Here is a 23,286-nt window from a genome sequence, read left to right on the forward strand (position 1 = left end):
CATGATATCTTGTATATTACTCTTTGTTAAGATTCTATACTTTTACGGAAAACCGTCTTTTTTTGTAAATCTACGATATACCACTTCGGCAAGGCGATATATCGCTTTTTTACTTAGTAACGATAATGTGCAAATGCTTTGTTTGCTTCCGCCATCCGGTGCGTTTCTTCCCGTTTGCGAATGGCATTGCCAGTTTCGTTGGCAGCATCCATTAACTCATTTGCCAATTTGCTAGCCATTGTCCGGCCTGGTCTTGACCGGGAATATTGCACCAACCAACGCAGTGCTAAAGTAGTGCCCCGTTCTGTACGCACTTCCATTGGGACTTGGTAGGTTGCTCCCCCAACTCGCCGAGCCTTTACTTCTACTAAAGGCGTGGCATTTCGCACTGCTCTTTCAAAGGTTTCTAAGGCACCAGCACCAGTGCGTTCTTCAATAGTTTTTAATGCATCATAAACAATGCGTGCGGCAAGTGATTTTTTGCCATGACGCATGATCCGTCTGATAATCATGCTCACAAGGCGACTGTTATATACGGAGTCAGACGGAACTGGGCGCCTTTGAATAACACCACGACGAGACATACTTCACCTTTAATTCGGAATTGGCAACGAAATTATATGCTATCAGACACCGGAAACTAAAAGCGGTAGAACCCAACCCTCAGACTTCCTCTATTTTTTCGACCGTTGCAGCAAGGCTGACTTAATTTACTGCCAATTCTTGATTTTTGATTTTTGATTTTGGATTAAAAGTTTTTGGTATACATTCCGATCGCAAGGATCTGAACAAATCAAAAGTCTGTAAGCCTAATTCCCTTGTGGGTTCGACCAATCCAAAAGACGTTCGATAACTCGCTAACGCTACGCTATCGCAAATCTAAAATCAAGAATTGTTTGACTTACTACCTGCAACGAAATACTCAAGGCGACAAGATTATAAACTTTAATGTTCAGATGAGAAATTAGCTGTAGATTACAGCATTTTTCTCCTCAGAACTTCTACACTTGCTCGCTTAGTGTAGATGTAGCTCGCTTGATTTTTGGAAACAGACTTTAGCAGCCTTCATCACTACTGTTTAGAACAAAGACGGCGCTCCTTCTTTTGTCCTTGGGCGTTTTTAAGGTAGACGATTAATCGTGTTGGATGCGATTAATCGCCTAATCCTATTTTTTCGCTTCTTTAGGACGCTTGGTTCCATACTTGGAACGGCCTTGCTTGCGGTCTTTGACTCCGGCTGTATCTAGGGTGCCACGGATAATGTGGTATCTCACGCCTGGTAGATCCTTAACCCGACCGCCACGAATCATCACAACTGAGTGTTCTTGTAAGTTGTGACCAATGCCTGGAATGTAAGCTGTGACTTCAAATCCAGAGGTAAGTCTGACTCTTGCTACTTTGCGTAGGGCTGAGTTAGGCTTTTTTGGTGTGGTCGTATATACTCTGGTACAAACTCCCCGACGTTGGGGACATTGTTTCAGAGCCGGGGACTTGGTTTTCTGACGCGCTTGTTCGCGCTCATTTCGTATTAGCTGCTGTATTGTTGGCATGAGTTACAGCGCGTAAAGCTGCTTATGGTCTAAGTTTTAACAAATCCTGATTATATCTTTTTTTACGGCTTTATGTCAATTGCTATTTTTCCTTAGCGATCGAACATCTGTTTTTTGATTAATGCTTAATCACTAAGGACTCAAGGAGAAGGAATTGCCACAGCCACAGGTAGCGATCGCTTGGGGATTGTGGAAGCGAAAACCACCACCCATTAAGTCTTCTGAATAATCAACTCTCAAACCGTTGAGGTAATTTAAGCTTGCGGCATCTATGACCACTTGAATCTCATCCAAGTCGAAAACCTGGTCGTCTACTTTTATTGCTTCATCGAAGGACATATCATAAAAGAACCCAGAACAACCACCTGGTTTTACTGCCAATCGAAACAAGACATTTGGCTGCTTGGACTTTATTCGCCCAATCTCACTTACGGCTGCTTGACTCAGATGAATCATGGAACTCGTTTTTTGCAATTGAATACCCCATCTTCCATTTTACAGATAGGTTGACCCTTGCTTGTGCAAAATTCCAAATTACCCAAGGCATGAGCGCGATCGCTATTACTACATTTATAACACTAACATGCTTCAGTCCCCACCTTGACTAGGTAGGGACTTCTGGGGTGTAGTAGTTCGTTTACAAAGACGGTTTACACAAAAATGTATTCAGCTTTGGGGCTAGAGCTTTAATAGCGTTCTTTTGGTTTTAATCTTTGGTACGGGCATAGTCATCTTGGTAGCGAATAATATCATCTTCTCCCAAGTATTCGCCATTTTGGACTTCAATCAAGACCAAGGGGATCACGCCAGGATTTTCTAAACGATGAGATGTACATTGGGGTACATAAGTTGACTCATTATTGCTTAGTAGTACTTCTCTATCACCACAAACTACTCTAGCTGTACCAGAGACGACAATCCAATGTTCGCTGCGGTGATGGTGCATTTGTAGACTGAGGCGGTGTCCAGGCTTAACTTCGATGCGCTTAATTTTGTATCCGCGCCCTTCTTCTAAAACCGTAAAAGCACCCCAAGGACGTAATTCAGTTGCAGCAACGCCCCTGGAAGTTATGGTTGGAGGTAGATGTAGAGTTTCAGTCTGTGTAGTTTCTTGATATCGAGCCATAGTTACCTCATTTGAAGACATAACAAACCGTTGGTACTCTTAATTTATTGATAAAAATCTGGCGCTATCTTGCAACCTTGAAAATCAGCAATTTTGTCGCACTTTGATAAACATAGCAAAATCAAACCTTATGGTGTAAACCATCACTACTAAAATTCTGATGTCTACACCAAGTCTTCATCAAGCAAAATGACGGCTTGTTCTAAACTTTAAAAAAGGATGGGGCATTGGGCGAAACAGTTCCTTTAGCGGAAGCGGGGCGTTTAACCCGTTCCGAGTTCTGATTTCTGAGTAAATAAGTGAGATTCACAACTCAGCACTCAGCACTCCTGAAGGGCATTGGGCATTGATAATTAAGATCCCTATTCCCTGTTTTCCATTCCCTCATTTTCGTGGTTGCAAGAAAATACCAATTCCATTATGAACACGAGCTGCGGTACTAGGCGATCGATCGAGTAATTGTCCTCCTAAATAAAGGCTGGTAGAACTACCACCGTCCAAATTTAGGGCATCTACACAGCCCATTTGTTGCATCAATTGAGCATGTTCTGCCAAATTAGGCCCATAACCACCGACACGATTATGTGTGGCAGTAATCATTAATGTCCCTGTTGCCGTTGTGCAAATACCGCTACGAATAGCCTTTTCGGCAATAAAGGCATTGCTGAATTTTTCGCCTTTGGCATCAAGGACAATTTGACGATTTTGGACTAATAGCGGCCCAGCACCGATAATGTAGGGATAACGACTAAAATCAGCCGGGGCAGTGGCGCTGGAAATACTTACTGCGCTTCCAATAGGTAGCTGGGAGGCAGCACTAGTAGCGTTAGCGCGTAAAGTTAGCAGGTAGCCATCCTGGGGAATGGGAATCGGCGTCTCACCAACTTTGCCGCCTGGTAGCTGATTAGTAATTTGGTCTTTCTGTACCACTAGGATAATTTCGTTATCGGTCAGAGGCGTGTAAGTTGATCCCCAAGCTGGGGTGTAACGAGCAATCCCACTCTGGACGTAGCCGCTGTTGAGAAACAAAATTGGTAGGCGCTGGTCATTTGCTGCAATTAAAGTTTCTTCTAAGGTGAGACGACCGAAGTAAAATTGACCTGAATCATTCCAAGCGATCGCACCTCGGTTCAGAATAGGCGCTGATAACCACTGATTATCCCGACGAATCGCACCTAATGGCAATTTGTTATTACGGTTAAAGTAACCACCATTAATTCCTGCTACTGCTAAGTAACGTTGTGCTGTTTGAATTAAGGGAGCAGTACCCGCAAGCCCATCAGGACTAGCCCACATAGGTTTCAAGGTTAGTCCAAATTTGCGGGGATTAACTTCTAACCAGACGACTGGAAAGCGTTCTGTGCCTAAGTTGACATAATGCTGTCGCCAAAGCAATCCTGGGGCCCAAGTAATATCTCGTTCTTCTAGAGGATCGGGTCGAATGTCGATAATCAGGCGATTGGGGTTATCTACAGTACTAACTTTAGGTGATAGACCAAAGGGAACGCTCAGACTAATAACGGTTTGGTTTTTCACCACCTCTACTTGTTGAATCAGTGGTTCAGGGGTTGGGGCTGGTGCTAATGGTATTGGTTGTGTTGGTGTAACTGGTAATAATTGTTTGAGCAAGTTTGGCAGCAATGTTGGTGGTGCTGTCGGTGCTGGTGGTGGCTGGGGGGTATAGCGTTCTATCAAAACGGGAGCGGCTATTCCATCCAAGGTAATTGTCCACTGTCTATTTGGTGGTGCAGTGGATTTTGGGGTTGGCGTGTCTGGATCGGAAGATGGAGTTTGCGGTTTTGCGATCGCTGACCCTTGTGCAAGTTGCCAGGGAGTGGGACGATCTAAATCGACAATAATCCGCGACTGTTGCAAAGGGGCGCTCGCTTCTGGAGGTTCCTGGCTCTGAACAATATTTGTGATTTGTGTTTTTGGGGTAGCAATCACCAAAATGTTGCCATTGGTTCGGATTTCCCATCCAGATGTTTGAGCAAAATTGCTAATATCCAGATAGCGATATGCTCCTAGTAGTCTGGTAGATAAAACCAGTGGCGTTGTCACCGACGAAAACCACTGTATTGGTTGCTTTGCTGAATTACTACTGTTTAAGAAATTTACTCCAATTAATTGCCTAAATGCCCCGTCACTGAGATGAGTTATCACCTGACCAGATTTTCCAGGCCGCTGTAACCAAGTTCCAGGTAAAGTACGCCCATTGAGGGAAATTTGATTCCCAGAGGATGCTACACCTGTTAAAGGAGGTGCAGGTGATTGTGAGATTAACCTGGGTATAAATTTGGTGGTTTTCGGGGACTCTTGGGCGCTGGTAGCACAAGTAGTCGTTAAGCACAGTACTGTTAAAAGTATTGGTGACACAGTAGCCCGGAAAAATCTGCGATCGCCCTTGGCGTTTGCAGAGCCATCGCTAATCTTTGATTGGCAACAATTCGGCATTTTTACCATAATTTACTAGGTACTTTGGAAAACTATTACCCAAGGTTTAAACTAACCAATTATTTGGAAATATAAAGGAAACATGACTTTATTTTTGAATTAATATGGTAATCTATATATTGGCTAGTTATCTCTTTTAGACACACATTAATTTATTTAGACGCAAAAGCCACTGCAATCAAGCTTTTTAACTCCCACTAATTCTAACCACACTATAGACGGTAGTTTTGGTTATCCAAATTGGATTAAGATATTTAATCCAAGATGAACGTTGCTACTGTTATTACTTCAGTAATGTCTAGTTAATAGTAATACATACAGCAACTGGTAAGCGACAAAATTCTAGACAACAAAAATATTTGGGAATTGTCAAATGGGTATATATTGTAATACGCTGATTTTATTGCTGGATCGGGATAACCAAATAATTACTAATTCGTAATTCGTAATTAAAAGGGTACACCAGCTCAGACTCAATTTTTAATTCAATGGTTAACAAGACAATGGAGGGTAAAACCCCTCACTGATTGCAACCACGAATTAAGGTAGCGTAGCGTAAAGCCTTTAGCATAGCTTATTTAATAAACGCAACGCGACTGCTTAGAGTGAGTTCTTGATTGTCACGATCGATTACAAATTATCTGGGCTTTGGCTTTAAAAAATAGTGCAGCGTTCAGTTTTAGTTTTGTTTCAGGTGAGCCGAAATAGGCTCCATGAGTAGCTAGTGTGCATCTGGAAAAAAGGGATTGAAAAAATACTTAACTTCAAAATATAAAAAAGAAACTGTCAGGACAAAAATAATGTCTTGGCGGAGGTAAATTATCTAACACCGCATAAACACATAAAAAACACGCAATCATTTTAACACGGGAAAACTGAGAAAGTAAAACCGAAGTTAAAATTTTTTTTCCCTAAATTTCGGTGCTTATATATTTTTCCATCGCTGAATTTAGAAATTTTTTCCCACAATGTAGTGGCAAAATTGGTAACTCAATACTTCAGGAACAGGGTATGAATAATAAACCGATGAATCAAGGCCAGAAAATCACAGCGAATATCAACTCAAGAGATACCTATCAGGGGCAAAAGTGGTTAGTAGAGGAACGAGATGCCTGTGGTGTCGGTTTTATTGCTCATCGCCAAAATCATACCAGCCACGAAATTGTCGAAAAAGCCTTAGCTGCTTTAGCCTGCTTAGAACACCGAGGAGGTTGTAGCGCCGATCGCGACTCTGGTGATGGTGCTGGAGTATTGACCGCAATCCCTTGGGAGTTGTTTCAACAAGACTTTGCCCAAAGAGGGAAGGAATTTCCATCTAGCAATAATATAGCTGTGGGGATGATATTTCTACCACAAGACCAGCAAGCTGCACAAAAAGCGAGGGTGACTGTCGAGCAAGTAGCTGCTGAAGAGAAATTAATTGTATTGGGTTGGCGAGTAGTACCAGTGCAATCTGATTTACTTGGGATACAAGCAAGAGAAAATCAACCCCAGATTGAACAAGTTTTGTTAGCTTCCGTTGACAAAAGCGGTGATGAATTAGAACGGCAGTTGTACATTACCCGCCGCCGCATTAGTAAAGCTGCAACTAACATCTCAGAAGAATTTTATATCTGTTCGTTGTCAAGTCGCACAATTGTCTACAAAGGTATGGTGCGTTCTGCTGTCTTGGGCAGCTTTTATGACGATTTAAAAAATCCAGCTTACAAAAGCGCCTTTGCTGTTTATCACCGCCGCTTTAGTACCAATACAATGCCCAAGTGGCCCCTAGCGCAACCGATGCGGCTTTTGGGTCACAACGGCGAAATCAATACCTTATTGGGTAACATCAACTGGATGATGGCACGAGAAGCTAGCCTGAATCATCCTGTATGGGGCGATCGCATCAAGGAACTCAAGCCATTAGTTCATATTGATAACAGCGACTCAGCTACCCTAGACAACGTAGTGGAATTACTGGTTTGCTCTGGACGTAGCCCCTTGGAAGCTTTAATGATTATGGTTCCAGAGGCTTACCAAAATCAGCCTTCTTTACGTGAATCTCCCGAAATTGTTGATTTCTACGAATATTACAGTGGTTTGCAAGAAGCTTGGGACGGGCCAGCACTTTTAGTATTCAGCGATGGCAAAAAAGTTGGTGCAACTTTAGATCGTAATGGCTTAAGACCGGCTCGTTACGCGATCACCAAAGATGATTACATTGTTGTAGCTTCCGAAGCTGGTGTGGTGGATTTCCCAGAAGCCGATATTGTCGAGAAAGGTAGACTTGGCCCAGGGCAAATGATTGCCGTGGATTTAGAAAATCATGAAGTGCTGAAGAATTGGGATATAAAGGGACGCATTGCCAAGCAGCATCCTTATGGAGAATGGTTGCAACAGCATCGTCAAGAATTAAAGTCATTAGTCATTGGTCATCCGTCATTAGCAAATGGCAATGGCAATGGACAAATGACAAATGACCAAGGACAAGTGACTATTGACAAGCAAACCTTACTTCAGCGTCAAACTGCCTTTGGCTACACCACAGAAGATGTAGAAATGGTGATTCATCCAATGGCAATCGCCGGTTCTGAACCGACTTTCTGCATGGGTGATGATATTCCCTTAGCCGTACTGTCACAAAAGCCCCACTTGCTTTATGACTATTTCAAACAGCGCTTTGCTCAGGTGACGAACCCGGCGATCGATCCCCTGCGGGAAAAGCTAGTGATGTCTCTGAAAGTCGAACTGGGCGAACGGGGTAACTTATTAGAACCTAAGCCAGAATATGCTCGGAGATTGAAGCTTGAATCGCCAGTGTTAACTGATAGTGAATTAGAGGCAATTAAGCTGTCAGGATTTGCCACGGCTGAGTTGTCAACTCTATTTGCGATCGCTAGCGGCCCAGAAGGATTGAAAGCCGCAGTGCAATCTTTGCAAGCACAAGCAGCTGAGTCAGTCCGGGCAGGTGCAAAGATTTTAATATTGAGCGATCGCGATCGGGTCAATGACAGTCTCAACACAGAATATACCTACATTCCTCCCCTATTAGCAGTAGGTGCGGTGCATCACCATCTGATTCGCGAAGGGTTGCGAATGAAAACATCCCTGATTGTGAATACTGCTCAATGCTGGAGTACCCATCACTTTGCTTGTCTGATTGGCTATGGTGCTGGCGCAGTTTGCCCGTACATGGCTTTAGATACGGTGCGTGATTGGTGGTCCGATCCCAAAACTCAAAAGTTAATGGGTGTGCAAAAAATTCCCACCCTCACCCTAGAACAAGCTTTAGGAAACTATCGCAAAGCAGTAGAGTCAGGTTTGCTCAAAATTCTCTCCAAAATGGGAATTTCTCTGCTATCTAGCTATCAAGCAGCCCAAATATTTGAAGCTATTGGCATCGGTGGAGATTTAATCGACCTGGGATTCCGTGGAACGACTTCCCGCATCGGTGGTTTGAGCATTACCGAACTTGCTGATGAAGTGCTTTCCTTCCACGTCAAAGCTTTCCCAGAACTAACGACCAAGAAGTTAGAAAACCTGGGCTTTGTGCAGTACCGTCCTGGCGGCGAGTACCACATGAATAGCCCCGAAATGGTTAAGGCGCTGCATAAGGCTCTAGATGACAAAAACTACGACCACTACGAAGTTTACAAAAAGCACCTCCAAGGCAGACCAGTAACAGCCTTGCGAGATTTGCTGGACTTCCAAGGCGATCGCACCCCAGTTCCTCTAGAAGAAGTGGAATCGGTGTATGAAATAGTCAAACGCTTCTGCACAGGCGGCATGTCTTTAGGCGCTTTGTCAAGAGAAGCCCACGAAACTTTAGCGATCGCCATGAACCGCATTGGTGGTAAATCAAATTCTGGAGAAGGCGGCGAAGATCCAGTGCGCTACACAGTTCTAGATGATGTAGACGAATCTGGTTACTCGCCAACCCTACCTCATTTAAAAGGATTGCGAAATGGCGATCGAGCTTATAGTGCCATTAAGCAAGTTGCATCGGGACGCTTTGGTGTCACCCCAGAGTACCTAGTTAACGCCCAACAAATTGAAATCAAAATTGCCCAAGGTGCCAAGCCTGGGGAAGGTGGACAACTACCAGGGCCCAAAGTGAGCCAATACATTGCGATGTTAAGGCGCTCCAAAGCAGGTGTGACGCTGATATCGCCACCACCGCACCACGATATTTATTCGATTGAAGACCTAGCACAACTGATTTTCGATCTGCACCAAATTAATCCGAAAGCAAAGGTGTCGGTAAAGCTAGTTGCAGAAGTTGGCATTGGCACGATCGCGGCTGGTGTAGCCAAGGCAAACGCTGATATTATCCAGATTTCTGGACATGATGGTGGTACAGGTGCATCGCCACTAAGTTCGATTAAACATGCTGGTTCACCGTGGGAACTGGGTTTAAGCGAAGTGCATCGCGTCTTGATGGAAAATGGCTTGCGCGATCGCGTGATTTTACGCGTAGATGGCGGACTCAAGAGTGGTTGGGACGTGGTAATAGGTGCATTGATGGGTGGTGAAGAATTTGGTTTCGGCTCCATCGCCATGATTGCTGAAGGCTGTATTATGGCGAGAGTTTGCCACATGAATACCTGTCCTGTGGGTGTTGCTACTCAAAAAGAAGAACTCCGCAAGCGGTTTACGGGAATACCGGAACAAGTTGTCAACTTCTTCTACTTCATTGCGGAAGAAGTGCGTAGTTTGTTAGCCCGACTTGGCTACCGTTCTTTGTCAGAAATCGTTGGACGTGCAGATTTATTAAAACTGCGCCCAGAGGTAAATCTCACCAAAACACAATCGTTAAATCTCGACTGTTTACTTCAGCTGCCAAATACCAAAGACAATCGTAGCTGGTTGGTGCATGAAGAAGTTCACAGCAATGGTGTGGTTTTGGATGACAAGTTCCTTGCCGACCCTGACATTCAGGCTGCTATTAGGAATCAGTCTACTGTCACTAAGACTTACCCAATTATCAATACTGACAGAACAGTGGGCACAAGATTAGCGGGTGCGATCGCTTCTCAATACGGTGACAGTGGCTTTGAAGGACAAATTAATCTCAACTTTACAGGTAGTGTTGGGCAAAGCTTTGGTGCTTTTAACCTCCCAGGCATAATTCTCAGCCTAGAAGGAGAAGCAAATGACTATGTAGGTAAAGGGATGCATGGTGGTGAAATCATCATCAAACCTCCAACTGATGCTACCTATAACGCATCACAAAACGTGATAGTTGGCAATACCTGCCTTTATGGTGCTACTGGTGGCATATTATTTGCCAACGGTCTAGCAGGAGAACGCTTTGCTGTAAGAAACTCCAAAGGCATAGCAGTGATTGAAGGTGCTGGGGATCACTGCTGTGAATACATGACAGGTGGTGTGATTGTCGTCCTCGGTAAAGTAGGACGTAACGTAGCAGCTGGAATGACTGGTGGACTGGCATACTTCTTGGATGAAGACGACTCATTTCGTGAGTTAGTCAACCCAGAAATTGTCAAAATTCAGCGAGTGATTACCGAATTAGGTGCAAAGCAACTGCAAGAATTAATCCAAAATCATGCAGAACGCACTGGTTCACCAAAGGCGAAGAAAATTCTGCAAAACTGGCAAGAATTTTTGCCGAAATTCTGGCAGTTAGTTCCGCCTTCTGAAGCTGATAGTCCAGAAGCCAATCCTGAAAAAACAACTGAGTTAAGTTTGGTAAGCAGTCATTAAGAGACTTCTAACAAATAAATTCAATCTTGTGAGGCAGGCCTTCCAGTCTGCCTTTTAACAAAACAAGGTTTTCAGCGCCAAAAAAATTTCGTAATAGTCATGTAATAATATCAATACAGTATCAATATTTGGGCGATCGTTCTTTGGAGAAAAAATTTTTGGTTCGCTGCTAAAATGCCCTTAATTATCAGTCTCTAACCAAATGCAAAAATAACCATGTTAACCAAAAAAGATAATTTTAGTATTTAGCCAATTACTATTGACTATTTACCTATAATTAATAATTATTACTTTTTGTTAGCAAGCAACTTTTGGTCTGCATCTTCCATTTCTAAAATTTCTGGAACAGTCACAAAACGATAGCCTTGCTTTCTAAAGTTACTAATAATTTCTGGTAACGCTTGTATAGTTCTAGAACGGTTTCCACCACCATCATGCATTAGTACAATCCCACCAGGTTTTGAATCTTTAATCACATTATCGATCAACTTTGGTACAGCTGGCTGCTTGTAGTCTGTGGAATCAGCTGACCACATTACCACAGCATATTTTTGGCCTTTAGCATAAGCAGCTAATCCATTGTGCAGGAAGCCGCCAGGCGGTCTAAAAAGATTTGTTTTAACACCTGTAACTTGATATATTAAGTCTTCTGTACGATCTATTTCAAAAGCAGCAGCTTGTGGATTTAAGAAGTGATACCAGTGATGCCAAGTGTGGTTGGCAATGACGTGACCTTGAGCGACAATCTGCTTTCCTAACTCTGGATAATTTTTCAGGTTCTGCCCAACGACAAAAAACGTCCCTTTGATATTATTTGATTTCAGGATATCTAGTACTTGCTCTGTAGTCTGAGGCCAAGGACCATCATCAAAGGTGAGAGCAATAACTTTTTCACCCTGAGTCAGTTTTGCTGCTTCAATTATTGCTCCTTGAAAACGTGACGCTAGAGGGTAGCCTAGACCCTTTGTTTGTGCTTCTTGCTGCCAACTTGTAAGCATCGCCGCCTTTAATTTCTCAATGCGCTGCTGAGTTCCTACGTTTGCAGATACATCCTTGATATTTATACTTGGTCTACTCTGAGCATCCGAAGCATTTGGTCTTAGAAGCATCATAAAAGCAAGACTAAAAACACCACCTAAAGCAAGTAGCGCAATTAATATTCCTTCTGGCCACAGAAACGACTTATTGTTTTCCACCTCAAAGCTCCTTCAAATATCGAACCATCACCACGGTTATGACGGTACGTTATAGCACATTTTTTTTAGATATTTAGATACCAGTTACTTTCTGGTAATCATGAAAATTAGAATTGGTACTAACGGGAATTCGGAATTGATAAGAGAGACTATATTGCTTTAAATAAAATCTATATGCTCTCGATTTGGACAGCTTGAATATACAATACTTGGTACTGTTTAATTTTAACCCAGTCATAAAAGGTAAGCTCTGCGTTTCCACATTCTTACCGCTAGCTCTAAGAAGGAGAGGAACACAATCAGATAATTAACCACACCCCAAAATCCTCTTAAATAGGAGTTATAAATTAGTTGCTGTTTTTCAATTCACCCCTAAGGCAGCATTATGCTTTCAAGTTTTATAGCTTTTCAAATAAGATGAACTTAGTTGTCATACCTACAATTTGCACTTTTAGCAGACTAAAGTTTTTTTAGCCAGACTTTCTCATGGTAAAACTGTATAGTTTACAACTTAAGTGTAATTATTTGATTAACATACAAAACTACTTAAAAGGTCGAAAGCTCTTTAAAAAAGAGTCTGGTAAACTATTAGTTCTATTCTTGATAGGATTTATTTTACTGCCTGTTGCCATTGTTTCCTTTTTAAGAAAAAGTTAAATTTTCAACTGACAGAATGTTACCTGGTACTTTCTATGAAATAGAGCAGACGAAAATTGATTCAATATAGTTTCTTATTGCCAAGGGGCATTTATTCTTTAAATCTAGTCACCTTTGACTTATTCAAGAAAAATAATTCTATCAGCAGCTTACTTCTCTTTCGGATGCTGATACTTTAGCTCAAATTGCTAGTAGCTTTCTGTCTGTGAATGTTTTTCTCGATAATTAAGTATGTTTATATCTTAATTAATAGTACAGTTTAATATGCGCTGTCACCGTGTAATTACGGAAATTAATTTCGTCTATGTAAGTAAGTGATTAAAATCACAATAGAATAGCATTTATCCATTAAAGTAAAAAAGTCTAGATTTCATCTTTAAAAGTAGTATTTTTTACTAAAAACCCTGTATTTAACCATATTTATGCATTTAAAAATACATTTAAATTTTGGTTAGGTTTATGTAATTTTACTTAAAAATATATTTTCTTGTAACTCAACCTCCAGCAAAACTGCCCGACGCTCTCTGCGAGACGCTGCGCGTAGCTTGCTTCCCTGTAAGGGTACGCGGACTCGCTAACGGTGGGCTATCTGCCTTTTTTCAGTAAAGTGAGGTAGACTATTTTGCAACTCTACGACCAATTTTCTGTTTAAAGAAAAAACCTATTGGTTGTATCGCTTTAGCAGTCTGTAACTAGCTTATTTTGCAGGAAGAAACAAAACTTCCAATTGTCTCATAACTTGCCTTATAATTACAGCAATTAGAATTTTTTATTTTTATCTATTTAGCAATCCTAACTATTAGCTTATATTACCTTAGACAAGTCATAGTTTCTTTACAGTACTTTTGCTTATCTTTAGCAGATGGGTCAGTGTATTATTTAATGTCTGTATAGGTTGACCTTAAACCCTGTTTTCCTATTAATATAACTTTTGAGTCAAAATAATCAAGGTATTTGTCTCACTTCTGAAACTGGCTAGAAACTTTTATGATTCCTCACGAAAGTGATGCAAAAAAAGAGCGTGCGTCGTTAAAAGTATGGCGTAGTTCGCAAGAAAATCTGATTTTAATTGCGATCGCACTGTGTTTGGCATTCTTAATCAGGACTTTTATCGCCGAACCGCGCTATATACCTTCTGACTCGATGTTACCCACCTTACATACTGGCGATCGCTTGGTAGTTGAAAAAATCTCCTACCATTTTCACCCTCCCATAACTGGCGATATTATTGTTTTTCAGCCACCCGCAGAACTACAACGTCGAGGATATCCCAAAGACCAAGCGTTTATCAAGCGAGTTATTGGCCAGCCTGGTGAGGTAATTAGTGTTGCTTCTGGCAAAGTCTACCTTAACGGTCAACCCTTGGCAGAAGACTACATCGCTGAACCTCCAAATCAGCCATACCAACCAGTGAAAGTCCCAGAAGACGAGTTTTTTGTTATGGGAGATAATCGCAACGATAGTAATGATTCTCGCTATTGGGGCTTTTTACCCAGAAAAAATGTCATCGGTCGGGCAACGTTTCGCTTTTGGCCTCTCGATCGCATTGGGTTCATTTAATCAGTTTTGGATTTAAGATTTTTCTTTCAATCCAAAATTGCTAGAGTTAGGAGTTATTTTAAGACTTCTAACTTTTAACTTAAAACCTCAAATAATACATTATCTGGGCGATCGCATCACCAGTTAACTCCAGTCGTCGCTGGAAATCAGCCAGGTTACGGTAAGGCCCGGCTGATTGCCGATTTTGCACCACTGCTTCTGCCAAAGACAAATCTATAAATGGAATTTGTGCTAATTTTTCAACGGTTGCTGTGTTCGGGTTGAGTAAATGGGTAGGATTTTCTAAAGACTCGTGGTCATAGTAAATAAAATTCAGCAGAGGCTTTAATGGCTCTAGACGCGTTGCTGGTATACCCAAAGCCGCAGCGATATCTTCAATACAGTAAAATTTCACACCTGAATGTGAAAGTTCCACAAGCGATCGCGCTTGGTGAATTGACAAACCTGGTAGGCGTAACCAATCATCTACAGTGGCTTGATTAGCATCAATGCGGATACCTAATTGGGCCGCTATCTGAATTTCTTCCCCAGATTGTAGGCGATAGTAGGGATCGTTGAGGAGCTTGGCGCGAAGTTTTTGCAGTCTGGAATTTAAAGGTAGCCAATTATTCATGATTGTCGCTTACCTCAAGAAATCTGGTCTAGCAATTGGCGGCGCTTTTGTTCAAATTCATACTCTGAAATCAGTCCATCCTGGCGCAAAGCATCTAATTCCCGCATTGCATCAGCGATCGCTCCTACTTGATTAATCGCCTTTTGTGAAGTCTTCGCTGCTGACTTGCCTAGATTAAAATTGCGATCGAAAGCTTCTTCATCTTGGGCTAAATACCAAACTCCCTCAATCGCACTAGCTACCTTGGGGATCGGTGTCCAGGAAAGCAACACATACAAAACACCCCACAGCGGCTGTCCCAAATAGAATTTATGTAATCCTGAAATTGTCAGCGTGCCAGAAAAAGCTAAAACAGCGGCAACACTTCGACTTTTGCGCTTAGTCAACATATTTCTAATAAATATACGAATACCATAGTTCCTACAATAAGACAGCCAAAAGGCAGAGAAACAATTAAAAATGTTCGCGCAGCGTTTCGTAGAGAAAAACGCATGGCTGCCCCTAAGCTTTAAGGAAAACAAATTGAATAAATTTCGCCATGTCGAGCATATACGCCAAAACCATCAGCAAATTGAATTGCAGGCTCTTCATCAGCATGGAGTTTACCTCGATCGTCAAGCAGTAATTTTGTTGGCCGATCGCAAATTATGTAATGTCTAGGCGATGGTAGAAACCACCAGCCACACTCACTACATACAGCTTGGTAAACATTCCATTCCTCTTGATCGTGTTGATAACTTAGTTCGTTGATACAAAAATCAAATAACCCAGCGTAACTTGCCCATTCTGAGTCACGATCAATAAAGTTATTGTAAAAACAGTAATAAGCATCAGGAGTATCTTTCAACTCACTCCATAACCTTTCGGTAAGCCAATTCCATAAAACTTTCCACAACTGTTCATGAATTGTCATACCTACTTCATCTACAAGACTTTTTGTTAAAACTTCCCAAAGCTCCTGATTAATTTGGGGATTCAATTTGAGAGGAGATAAATACGTATGCAAATCAAACCATAAATCAGTTCTTACCTGACCTTCACCACGAAGAGTTTGTAAACTAGCTACTTCATTGATTATCTCATCATCAGTCAGACCGTTAAAGTTAGCTGTTGCAACTATCAACTCAGCACTAAAAGCACCATAAGGACTCTCAAAAAAAATGACTTCAGGCATTGGGCCTTCGGGATACAAACTATATACATCCTCAAGTACAGCTAATAGTCGCTTGCGGTCAATACGCTCTGTTGATAAGCTAATTGCTTTCCATTTTCGTTGATATGATGCAATCAACTCTTGTTGTTGAGGTGTAAATTTTGTAATCATTACTTGAATTTATGTTCTTTTATTTAGCTCGACTTTATCCAAATTAAGAACTCAGTTTTCGGTATCCAGCAAAAACCCTGACTCATTTATGTTTTGCGGATGAGTCTATTTTAGTCAACCACCCCGTTTTGCCCTTCCGACTTTTGAGTGGTAAGCCCCACAATTTAATATTTGAAGAAATTTGAGTAAGTTTCACATGACTGTGCATTGAGCTTTGATGTTAATTTTAAGTTTTTAACAGATCAGATTACTGCAATGTCACAGACCTTCCTACCGCCAGAATGGTTTAAACAGCTTTGCGATCCTTACGCTGTGCTAGGAATTTCTGTGAGTGCTGACGATCGCCAGATTTTTAAACGCTATCACACTTTAGCGAAGCTGCTACATCCCGATCGCTATGCTAAAAGCTGCAATTCAGACGAAGGATTAGCAACGGCAATACTCAGCTATTTAATCAATCCAGCTTACGAACAACTCAAAAATCGACACAAGCGCTTGATTGCCATAGCTATGCTGCGATCGGACGCAAGAGTATTACAGCAGGAAGCTTTGTGTGGGAAAAGTGCCATAGCTCAAGAACTTAGAGAAATGTCTGCACCCCAAGCAGAATTATTTTACGAAGAAGCGATCGCCTCTTATGCAGAAGCTCAATACAAATCACTCCATCAGTTCTATCAAATTACACAACAAATTAGCATACTGAATTTAGTTTACTTACAGTTGCATAAACCTGACTTGTTTCTACCACAAAAACCCGTTCGCATCATTCCTGAAATAGAAGTAAAGCCAGTTAAATTAACATTAGATGAAAAAACTAATGTCGAACCAGTTTTGACAAACTACGCTCAACGTCACTACCAGCGAGCTATTGAGTACGTCAGGCTAGCCAATTGGGCCCTAGCTGTGCAAGAACTGCGCGATGCCATCAAGTTAGAGCCAAATAACAGCGACTATTATGCCTTATTAGGTTTAGTACATCTAAAACAGAAATTTATCGGGATGGCCAGGGTTTACATCCGTCAAGCATTAAAACTTAACCCGCAAGATTTACTAGCTCAGAAATACGCTACCAGACTGAAAATTGAACCGGGTGAAAATACCAATCCGAAATCAATGGCTAAAGCTCTGAGTATCGCGGCTTTATTAAGTCGATTTAACAAGGGGAAACCTTCTCAAGTCAAGTGTTGAAATTTCGGTAACAAACCGTACCAAAACCGAAGCTTCGTGACTAGATTACTCCCCTAGACTAAAATAATAAATAGAAGTAAAACTATTAAGCTACTGAGTCTAGGCGCTCAGTTTAATATAAGCAATATGGGATTCTTCGATTCTGAAATAGTTCAGCAAGAAGCAAAACAGCTGTTTGAGGATTATCAAGCGCTGATCAAGCTTGGCAACAGCTACGGTAAATTTGACCGCGATGGGAAAAAGCTGTTTATTGAGCAAATGGAAACCATGATGGATCGGTACCGCATCTTTATGAAGCGCTTCGAGCTATCAGAAGATTTCATGGCACAAATGACAGTGGAACAACTGAAAACGCAATTAGGTCAGTTCGGTGTCACCCCGCAACAAATGTTTGACCAAATGCACCTCACTTTAGAACGGATGAAAGCCGAGCTAGAAAAACAGCCCTAGTCAATTTTAGATTTTGCGGAAAGTCAGATCGCCGGAAGTCGGCGCTCCAACCTTCCCAGACATATTTTGGATTCATTGGCAATCCAAAATTCAAAATCTAAAATTAAATTATTGTGACTTGGGACGAGAAAACTGGGAAGGTGACTTGAAGTTTTCTACGGGTACGTTCTTAAGTGCCTTCTCCATAAAATCTTTCCAAATGGGAGCGACCATAACACCACCTGTGGCATGGTCAGCTAATTGTCTGTTGTCATCTCTTCCTACCCAGACAGCAGTTGTCAACTGTGGTACAGTCCCAACAAACCAAATATCTTTTTCTGATGATGTTGTTCCCGTTTTCCCAGCGGCTGGGCGACCGATGGCAGCACCTTTACCTGTACCTTCAGAGATTACCGATCGCATCACATCGATAATTGCTGCTGATGCCCAAGGATCGAGAACTAGTTGCGGTTTCGGGGTATTATCCAGCAACACATTACCACTACTATCGGTGACACGAGCAATTACAGTTGGTGGAGATTGCCAGCCGTAATTAGCAAAGGTAGCATAAGCACTAGCCATTTCCAAAGGTGTGACACCAATTGCCCCAAGTGGCAAGGAAGTCACAGGTTCCATCGGACTTGTAATTCCTAAAGTCCGGCAGGTTTCTATGACTCTATTCATCCCTACAGCCTTACCAATCTTGATCACGGGAATATTTCGCGATTGCGCTAAAGCTGTGCGGATTGGCATCGATCCCCTAAAACTACCATCATAATTTCTGGGAAAGTACCAACCGTTACCATCTCGATAACTGACTGGAGAATCATCCACCGTTGAGTCTGGCGCATATTTACCACTAGCGAAAGCAGTATAATATACAAAGGGTTTAAAAGAAGATCCGGGCTGGCGCTGAGATTGAGTCGCACGATTGAATTCACTGGTCTTAGGATCTATACCGCCCACCAATGCTTTGATAAAATGCGTGCGTGGATCGACTGCTACCAAGGCCATTTGATTCTTATATAATCCCTGATCTAAAAGTGTTTTATGCCACTTTGTAACAGTTTCTTCTGCCATAATTTGGAAGTTGGCATCAACTGTAGTTTGCACTCGCATCCCGCCTTTGAGTAGTGTCTCACGCCCAAACTTCTTAGCCAATTCCTGCGCTACGGTATTGGTTACATAAGGGAGGGCACTACCTTGAAAAGATTTGATTTTACCAAGTTTGATTTCTTGCTTGAGAGCATCGTCGTACTCTGACTGGGTAATCCAGTTCAATTCCAGCATCCGTCCCAGCACTTCTTTTTGTTTCTGTTTTGCCAGCTTCATGCTCACAAACGGGCTGAATTCTTCTGGTGCTTGGATCAACCCCGCCATCATTGCTGACTCACCCAAGCTTAAATATTCTGATGATTTATTAAAGTAACTGCGGGCTGCCGTTTGTACACCATAATTGTTATGACCCCAATAAACTTGATTGAGGTACATTTCTAATATTTGGTCTTTAGTGAGAATTTGTTCTAACCGGATTGCTAGCACAGCCTCTGCTAACTTACGGGTAAAGGCCCGCTTTTGAGACAAAAACAGGTTTTTTACCAACTGCATAGTAACAGTAGAGCCACCCTCTTTGACTCCACCTGCTACAGCGTTAACTACTATAGCCCGGCCAACACCAGTAGGGTTAATACCGTGGTGATCGTAGAAGTGGCTATCCTCACTTGCTAATACCGCCCGTTTTAAGTTCGGAGAAATTCTATCTAAAGGTACGACTTCCCGATTGGCTTCCCCGTGAATACTCGCTAAGAGCTTGCCCTTAACGTCATAAATATAAGTTGTTTCTGAGGGAAAGAAGTTACGTAGCTGTCTTACATCTGGCAAATTACGGAAACTGATGGCTAAACCAACCAGTCCTCCGGCTACAATGGAACTTGCCAGCATGGTAATTGAGAGGAGAGTACCGCCAGTTACCTGACCGACTCCTTTCAAAAACTCAAAACCTGATGAAGCCCGACGCTGTGGCTGTTTATCTTCAAAAGTCCTAGACGACGACACGGCTATTTCACTTCCTCATTTGTAAATTTAACTGTAATTGATTGGGTGAAGCAAGGCGGTTAGTTTTTTGCAATTATAGTAGTTTGGCAGATGAGAAAGTGGATAAATTGCAAGTGTTTATAACCAACTTAACTTCTAGTGTGCAAAACATAGCTAATAATGAATCTCTTAGCATGACGCCAGATTTTGCTTGGTTGCGTCGTGGTGTAGTAGAAGTTTTCCCACAATCAGTTGATGTTAACAGCGAAAGTTTAGAAAGGCTCTTACTAACTACAAACCAACCCTTGAGGGTCAAATTGGGGATTGACCCTACTGGTACTGATATTCATCTAGGTCATAGCATACCAGTACGAAAACTGCGAGGATTTCAAGATGCAGGTCATACAGCAGTTTTAATTATTGGTGATTTTACCGCGCGTATTGGCGATCCAACTGGTAAATCTGAAGTGCGTCGTCAGCTTACAGAAGCAGATGTAGCTCAAAATGCTCAGACTTATCTCGATCAAGTACGTCCTATCTTGGATTTTGACACACCAGGAAGGTTAGAGGTGCGCTATAACTCCGAATGGCTCTCTAAGCTCAACTTAGAGAAAATTTTGGAGTTACTCTCCACGATGACGGTGGGGCAGATGTTAGCGAAAGAAGGATTTGCCGATCGCTATAAAAAAGAGAATCCGATTTTTATCCATGAGTTCCTGTACCCGTTAATGCAAGGTTTTGATTCGGTTGCAGTTGAGGCAGATGTGGAATTAGGCGGCACCGATCAGAAATTTAATATTGCTGTAGGCAGAGATTTGCAGCGCCATTTTGGTCAAAAGCCCCAATTTGGTATGCTGCTGCCAATTTTGATTGGCACGGATGGCGTGCAAAAAATGTCTAAGTCTTTAGGTAATTATATCGGATTGTCAGAACACCCAGGGCAAAAGTATCAAAAGTTGCAAGGAGTTCCCGATAATCTCTTAGAACAGTATTTTGAACTGTTGACGGATTTACCTTTGGACAAGCTGCCAGAAAATCCCCGCGATCGCCAAACACTCTTAGCATGGGAAGTTGTTAAACAGTACCACGGCGAACAAGCAGCCCAAGAAGCGAAAGAAGCAGCCCAAAGCGGCGGTAAGGAAGGTGCAGTTCCAGAATTCTCTCTAGCTGGCGTGCAGCAGTTCCCTACGAAGTTAGCGTATATTCTCAATGTCACTGGCTTGTGCAAAAGTACAGGGGAAGGAAAGCGGAAAATTCAAGAGGGTGGAGTGCGCCTAGATGGCGATCGCATCACTGATGCTGATACCACTTTCGATGCTCCTAGTCAATTACAAGGTAAAGTTTTACAAGTTGGGAAAAATAAGTTCGTGCGCTTAGTACCTTAAATGGGGAGTCGGGAATGAGGAACAGGGAACAGTTAGAACAACAAGTTATTGTGGCTTTGGATGTGCCAGATGAACAAAGTGCGATCGCTCTTATAGATCGGCTACCGCAAGTAGTTTGGTGGAAAGTCGGTTTAGAGTTGTTTACCAGCACTGGCCCGACAATTCTGGAAGTGTTAAAGTCTCGGCAAAAGCGCATTTTCTTGGATTTAAAGTTTGATGATATCCCCAATACCGTTGCTGGTGCTTGCCGCAGTGCAGCTAGATACGGAGTGGATTTACTGACAATTCATGCTACTGCTGGTAGAGATGCCCTGAAAGCCGCAACTGAAGCGGCACAGGAAGGGGCTGCAAAAGCAGGTGTAGAACCACCAAAGTTAATTGCGATTACTCTGCTAACGAGCATTTCTGCTCGGCAGTTGGCATTTGATTTAAAAATCCCCCTAGAATTGCCAGAATATGCTATAGAAATGGCCCTGCTGGCTCAAGAATCTGGTTTGGATGGGGTAGTTTGTTCGCCTCAAGAGGTGGCACAGCTACGACAAAGTTGTGGAAATGACTTTTTGCTAGTTTGTCCGGGGGTTAGACCAACTTGGGCTGATATTGGCGATCAAAAGCGATCGCTGACTCCAGCCCAAGCAATTATTGCTGGTGCAGATTATCTCGTGATTGGGCGTCCTATCACCACTGCTACTGAGCCTGAGCTAGCCTGGAAGAGGATTTCTGAGGAGTTAACCACGGTGGCATGAAGCTAAGAGTCAGTGAGAAACTCAGAGTGCAGGGTGTAGGGGAGAACAATCTTGCCTCTTCGCTCAGGAAAAAAAATTATAGTTTCCTTTTTGCTTGTGGCTTCTGGGTTGTAGTCTCAAATAGCTTTGCTTACCCAGCCTTCTCGATAAACCCTACCCCTAAACCCTCGGCACTAGCAGAAACGGAAAATGTCAACAGTAGCGCGAAGTCTTTGTGTTCTGAGCAAAATTTAGAAACATTAATTATACAGCTATTGCAAAAATTACCTAGTTATACCAATCGCGCTAGTCAACGCGCCCGTCGCCTCAGTAGAAGCAGTCAGGTTTATAGTTATATGTTGGTAGCAGGAAAACCTGAGTTTACTCCTCTGCCCCTTAACCTTGAAGAATATAGTGCAGATGCGTCTAAAAGTGCTGTATCAGGAGTTAAGCAAGTTTTCTTTACTACCTTGGAGCGGCAGTATATAGGTAAGAAAGTTGTAGAATTACAACAATTTCACTGGTTGTTATTGACTAAAACTAAAAGTGGTTGGCAACTAGTGATGATGTTTTCTCAAGCTGGTTCCGATTCACAACAGCAGCCACTATCCCCACCACGCGATAGTAGTAATGGTACTGTTGCCCAAGGGGTTAAAGCTTGGTTGCGCGATTGTGAAGCTGGAAGTGTGCGTCAATAAAACCTAATTCCAAATCTTTGCAAATTAGGAGAATATTAAATCATCTCTAAAATACTCACTCAAATTCTCTATAAACAGAATTATCACTTGTGGTTAGAAACTACATTGAAACAATTGCAAGAAAAAGATTTAGAGTATCTTGATTGGGATGAATCATTTGATTGAGGAGATTGAAAGATTAGGTGATGAACAGAAGCACTAAGCTCAAAAGTGATTTACTCCAACTTCTCAAACATTTGCTTTTGTATCAACATTGGAGTCTCTCTGAATGTAAAAATCATTGGAAAGCGGAAATTGATAATTTTCAAGTGGAACTCAGGAAATTAACTAAATCTAAAAACCTCTACAACTATCTGCTTACCGTGCTTGAGGAAATTTACATTGAGGCGCTACGACAAGCAAAAAGGAAAAGTGGATTGAATTCTTTTCCGCAAACTTGTCCTTATAGCATTGAGCAAACTTTAGATGTGGATTATTTACCACCATTTGAATTTTGAATTCCGTTTTGCGGCACTAGTCCCTTTACATAAAGATAAAAATACATTATCTAATTAGCTTGGATCGGTGGAATTACACCTGTATCTTTAGGAATATTTTTAGGAAAAATAGCTGATAAATAGCTAAAAGAAGGAAACTTTATTTAA

At 42.0% G+C, this 23,286-nt stretch carries 19 protein-coding genes; 9 read left to right on the forward strand and 10 right to left on the reverse strand.

Annotation, left to right across the window (positions count from 1 at the left end; all coding sequences use genetic code 11):
- Window positions 1-113: 113 nt before the first annotated feature.
- The 5 genes from rpsG to V7K45_RS01390 form a co-directional block, all read right to left on the reverse strand.
- The gene (gene rpsG / locus V7K45_RS01370; protein ID WP_069070112.1) at window positions 114-584 is read right to left on the reverse strand and encodes a 30S ribosomal protein S7; all 471 of its coding nucleotides are present in this window, start codon (window positions 582-584) and stop codon (window positions 114-116) included.
- Between the two features lie 582 nt (window positions 585-1,166).
- Window positions 1,167-1,550 (reverse strand): 30S ribosomal protein S12, encoded by a 384-nt coding sequence (gene rpsL / locus V7K45_RS01375; protein WP_012410236.1) that lies wholly within the window; start codon window positions 1,548-1,550, stop codon window positions 1,167-1,169.
- A 132-nt stretch (window positions 1,551-1,682) separates the two neighbouring features.
- Window positions 1,683-2,006: a HesB/IscA family protein gene (locus V7K45_RS01380; RefSeq protein ID WP_292776392.1), complete on the reverse strand. Its 324-nt coding sequence runs from the start codon at window positions 2,004-2,006 to the stop codon at window positions 1,683-1,685.
- A gap of 250 nt (window positions 2,007-2,256) precedes the next feature.
- Window positions 2,257-2,676 carry a cupin domain-containing protein gene (locus V7K45_RS01385; protein WP_292740138.1) on the reverse strand — a complete coding sequence of 140 codons (420 nt, stop codon included), beginning with the start codon at window positions 2,674-2,676 and terminating at the stop codon, window positions 2,257-2,259.
- Between the two features lie 384 nt (window positions 2,677-3,060).
- Window positions 3,061-5,139, reverse strand: a complete 2,079-nt coding sequence (locus tag V7K45_RS01390; RefSeq protein WP_442941943.1) for a phosphodiester glycosidase family protein — start codon at window positions 5,137-5,139, stop codon at window positions 3,061-3,063.
- Window positions 5,140-6,141: 1,002 nt separating this feature from the next.
- On the opposite strand from V7K45_RS01390, the gene V7K45_RS01395 reads away from it, so the two are divergent.
- Window positions 6,142-10,833 carry a glutamate synthase-related protein gene (locus V7K45_RS01395; RefSeq protein WP_334999658.1) on the forward strand — a complete coding sequence of 1,564 codons (4,692 nt, stop codon included), beginning with the start codon at window positions 6,142-6,144 and terminating at the stop codon, window positions 10,831-10,833.
- Window positions 10,834-11,120: 287 nt separating this feature from the next.
- Here V7K45_RS01395 and V7K45_RS01400 read toward each other — a convergent pair whose 3' ends face one another.
- The gene (locus V7K45_RS01400) at window positions 11,121-12,029 is read right to left on the reverse strand and encodes a polysaccharide deacetylase family protein (protein WP_334999660.1); all 909 of its coding nucleotides are present in this window, start codon (window positions 12,027-12,029) and stop codon (window positions 11,121-11,123) included.
- A gap of 1,644 nt (window positions 12,030-13,673) precedes the next feature.
- Between V7K45_RS01400 and lepB the strand changes: the two genes are divergently transcribed.
- Window positions 13,674-14,246, forward strand: coding sequence for a signal peptidase I (lepB, locus tag V7K45_RS01405; protein ID WP_334813911.1), 573 nt, complete (start codon window positions 13,674-13,676; stop codon window positions 14,244-14,246).
- 79 nt (window positions 14,247-14,325) lie between these two features.
- Here the strand turns inward: lepB and V7K45_RS01410 are convergent, their stop codons facing one another.
- From V7K45_RS01410 to V7K45_RS01420, 3 genes are all read right to left on the reverse strand, one after another.
- Window positions 14,326-14,859, reverse strand: coding sequence for a ComEA family DNA-binding protein (locus V7K45_RS01410; protein WP_334999662.1), 534 nt, complete (start codon window positions 14,857-14,859; stop codon window positions 14,326-14,328).
- A gap of 14 nt (window positions 14,860-14,873) precedes the next feature.
- The gene (locus V7K45_RS01415) at window positions 14,874-15,248 is read right to left on the reverse strand and encodes an NINE protein (RefSeq protein ID WP_334719543.1); all 375 of its coding nucleotides are present in this window, start codon (window positions 15,246-15,248) and stop codon (window positions 14,874-14,876) included.
- Window positions 15,249-15,367: 119 nt separating this feature from the next.
- Window positions 15,368-16,183: a DUF6745 domain-containing protein gene (locus V7K45_RS01420; RefSeq protein ID WP_334999664.1), complete on the reverse strand. Its 816-nt coding sequence runs from the start codon at window positions 16,181-16,183 to the stop codon at window positions 15,368-15,370.
- 255 nt (window positions 16,184-16,438) lie between these two features.
- Here V7K45_RS01420 and V7K45_RS01425 point away from each other — a divergent pair, with 255 nt between their 5' ends.
- The gene (locus V7K45_RS01425) at window positions 16,439-17,371 is read left to right on the forward strand and encodes a J domain-containing protein (protein ID WP_334999666.1); all 933 of its coding nucleotides are present in this window, start codon (window positions 16,439-16,441) and stop codon (window positions 17,369-17,371) included.
- Window positions 17,372-17,497: 126 nt separating this feature from the next.
- Complete coding sequence (locus V7K45_RS01430) at window positions 17,498-17,821, forward strand: DUF1825 family protein (RefSeq protein ID WP_094349476.1); 324 nt, start codon at window positions 17,498-17,500, stop codon at window positions 17,819-17,821.
- Between the two features lie 108 nt (window positions 17,822-17,929).
- Here the strand turns inward: V7K45_RS01430 and V7K45_RS01435 are convergent, their stop codons facing one another.
- Window positions 17,930-19,855 (reverse strand): transglycosylase domain-containing protein, encoded by a 1,926-nt coding sequence (locus V7K45_RS01435; protein ID WP_334999668.1) that lies wholly within the window; start codon window positions 19,853-19,855, stop codon window positions 17,930-17,932.
- A gap of 173 nt (window positions 19,856-20,028) precedes the next feature.
- On the opposite strand from V7K45_RS01435, the gene tyrS reads away from it, so the two are divergent.
- From tyrS to V7K45_RS01460, 5 genes are all read left to right on the forward strand, one after another.
- Window positions 20,029-21,219 (forward strand): tyrosine--tRNA ligase, encoded by a 1,191-nt coding sequence (gene tyrS / locus V7K45_RS01440; protein WP_334999670.1) that lies wholly within the window; start codon window positions 20,029-20,031, stop codon window positions 21,217-21,219.
- Between the two features lie 14 nt (window positions 21,220-21,233).
- The gene (pyrF, locus tag V7K45_RS01445) at window positions 21,234-21,965 is read left to right on the forward strand and encodes an orotidine-5'-phosphate decarboxylase (protein ID WP_334999672.1); all 732 of its coding nucleotides are present in this window, start codon (window positions 21,234-21,236) and stop codon (window positions 21,963-21,965) included.
- Window positions 21,962-22,642: a hypothetical protein gene (locus V7K45_RS01450; protein ID WP_334999674.1), complete on the forward strand. Its 681-nt coding sequence runs from the start codon at window positions 21,962-21,964 to the stop codon at window positions 22,640-22,642. The genes pyrF and V7K45_RS01450 overlap by 4 nt, the downstream gene beginning before the upstream one ends.
- Window positions 22,643-22,747: 105 nt before the next feature.
- On the forward strand, window positions 22,748-22,807 hold the full coding sequence (locus tag V7K45_RS01455; RefSeq protein ID WP_334999812.1) for a hypothetical protein: 60 nt from the start codon (window positions 22,748-22,750) through the stop codon (window positions 22,805-22,807).
- A gap of 20 nt (window positions 22,808-22,827) precedes the next feature.
- On the forward strand, window positions 22,828-23,139 hold the full coding sequence (locus tag V7K45_RS01460; RefSeq protein ID WP_334999676.1) for a DUF29 domain-containing protein: 312 nt from the start codon (window positions 22,828-22,830) through the stop codon (window positions 23,137-23,139).
- Window positions 23,140-23,286: the final 147 nt, after the last annotated feature.

Origin of the sequence: Nostoc sp. (assembly GCF_036917375.1) — a bacterium.
Classification (GTDB): Bacteria; Cyanobacteriota; Cyanobacteriia; order Cyanobacteriales; family Nostocaceae; genus Nostoc.

What these genes read in the sequence shown, in the direction of transcription:
- rpsG (WP_069070112.1), bottom strand. Translation starts at nt 584, where the DNA reads ATGTCTCGTCGTGGTGTTATTCAAAGGCGCCCAGTTCCGTCTGACTCC.
- rpsL (WP_012410236.1), bottom strand. Translation starts at nt 1,550, where the DNA reads ATGCCAACAATACAGCAGCTAATACGAAATGAGCGCGAACAAGCGCGT.
- V7K45_RS01380 (WP_292776392.1), bottom strand. Translation starts at nt 2,006, where the DNA reads ATGATTCATCTGAGTCAAGCAGCCGTAAGTGAGATTGGGCGAATAAAG.
- V7K45_RS01385 (WP_292740138.1), bottom strand. Translation starts at nt 2,676, where the DNA reads ATGGCTCGATATCAAGAAACTACACAGACTGAAACTCTACATCTACCT.
- V7K45_RS01390 (WP_442941943.1), bottom strand. Translation starts at nt 5,139, where the DNA reads ATGGTAAAAATGCCGAATTGTTGCCAATCAAAGATTAGCGATGGCTCT.
- V7K45_RS01395 (WP_334999658.1), top strand. Translation starts at nt 6,142, where the DNA reads ATGAATAATAAACCGATGAATCAAGGCCAGAAAATCACAGCGAATATC.
- lepB (WP_334813911.1), top strand. Translation starts at nt 13,674, where the DNA reads ATGATTCCTCACGAAAGTGATGCAAAAAAAGAGCGTGCGTCGTTAAAA.
- V7K45_RS01410 (WP_334999662.1), bottom strand. Translation starts at nt 14,859, where the DNA reads ATGAATAATTGGCTACCTTTAAATTCCAGACTGCAAAAACTTCGCGCC.
- V7K45_RS01415 (WP_334719543.1), bottom strand. Translation starts at nt 15,248, where the DNA reads ATGTTGACTAAGCGCAAAAGTCGAAGTGTTGCCGCTGTTTTAGCTTTT.
- V7K45_RS01420 (WP_334999664.1), bottom strand. Translation starts at nt 16,183, where the DNA reads ATGATTACAAAATTTACACCTCAACAACAAGAGTTGATTGCATCATAT.
- V7K45_RS01425 (WP_334999666.1), top strand. Translation starts at nt 16,439, where the DNA reads ATGTCACAGACCTTCCTACCGCCAGAATGGTTTAAACAGCTTTGCGAT.
- V7K45_RS01430 (WP_094349476.1), top strand. Translation starts at nt 17,498, where the DNA reads ATGGGATTCTTCGATTCTGAAATAGTTCAGCAAGAAGCAAAACAGCTG.
- tyrS (WP_334999670.1), top strand. Translation starts at nt 20,029, where the DNA reads ATGACGCCAGATTTTGCTTGGTTGCGTCGTGGTGTAGTAGAAGTTTTC.
- pyrF (WP_334999672.1), top strand. Translation starts at nt 21,234, where the DNA reads ATGAGGAACAGGGAACAGTTAGAACAACAAGTTATTGTGGCTTTGGAT.
- V7K45_RS01450 (WP_334999674.1), top strand. Translation starts at nt 21,962, where the DNA reads ATGAAGCTAAGAGTCAGTGAGAAACTCAGAGTGCAGGGTGTAGGGGAG.
- V7K45_RS01460 (WP_334999676.1), top strand. Translation starts at nt 22,828, where the DNA reads ATGAACAGAAGCACTAAGCTCAAAAGTGATTTACTCCAACTTCTCAAA.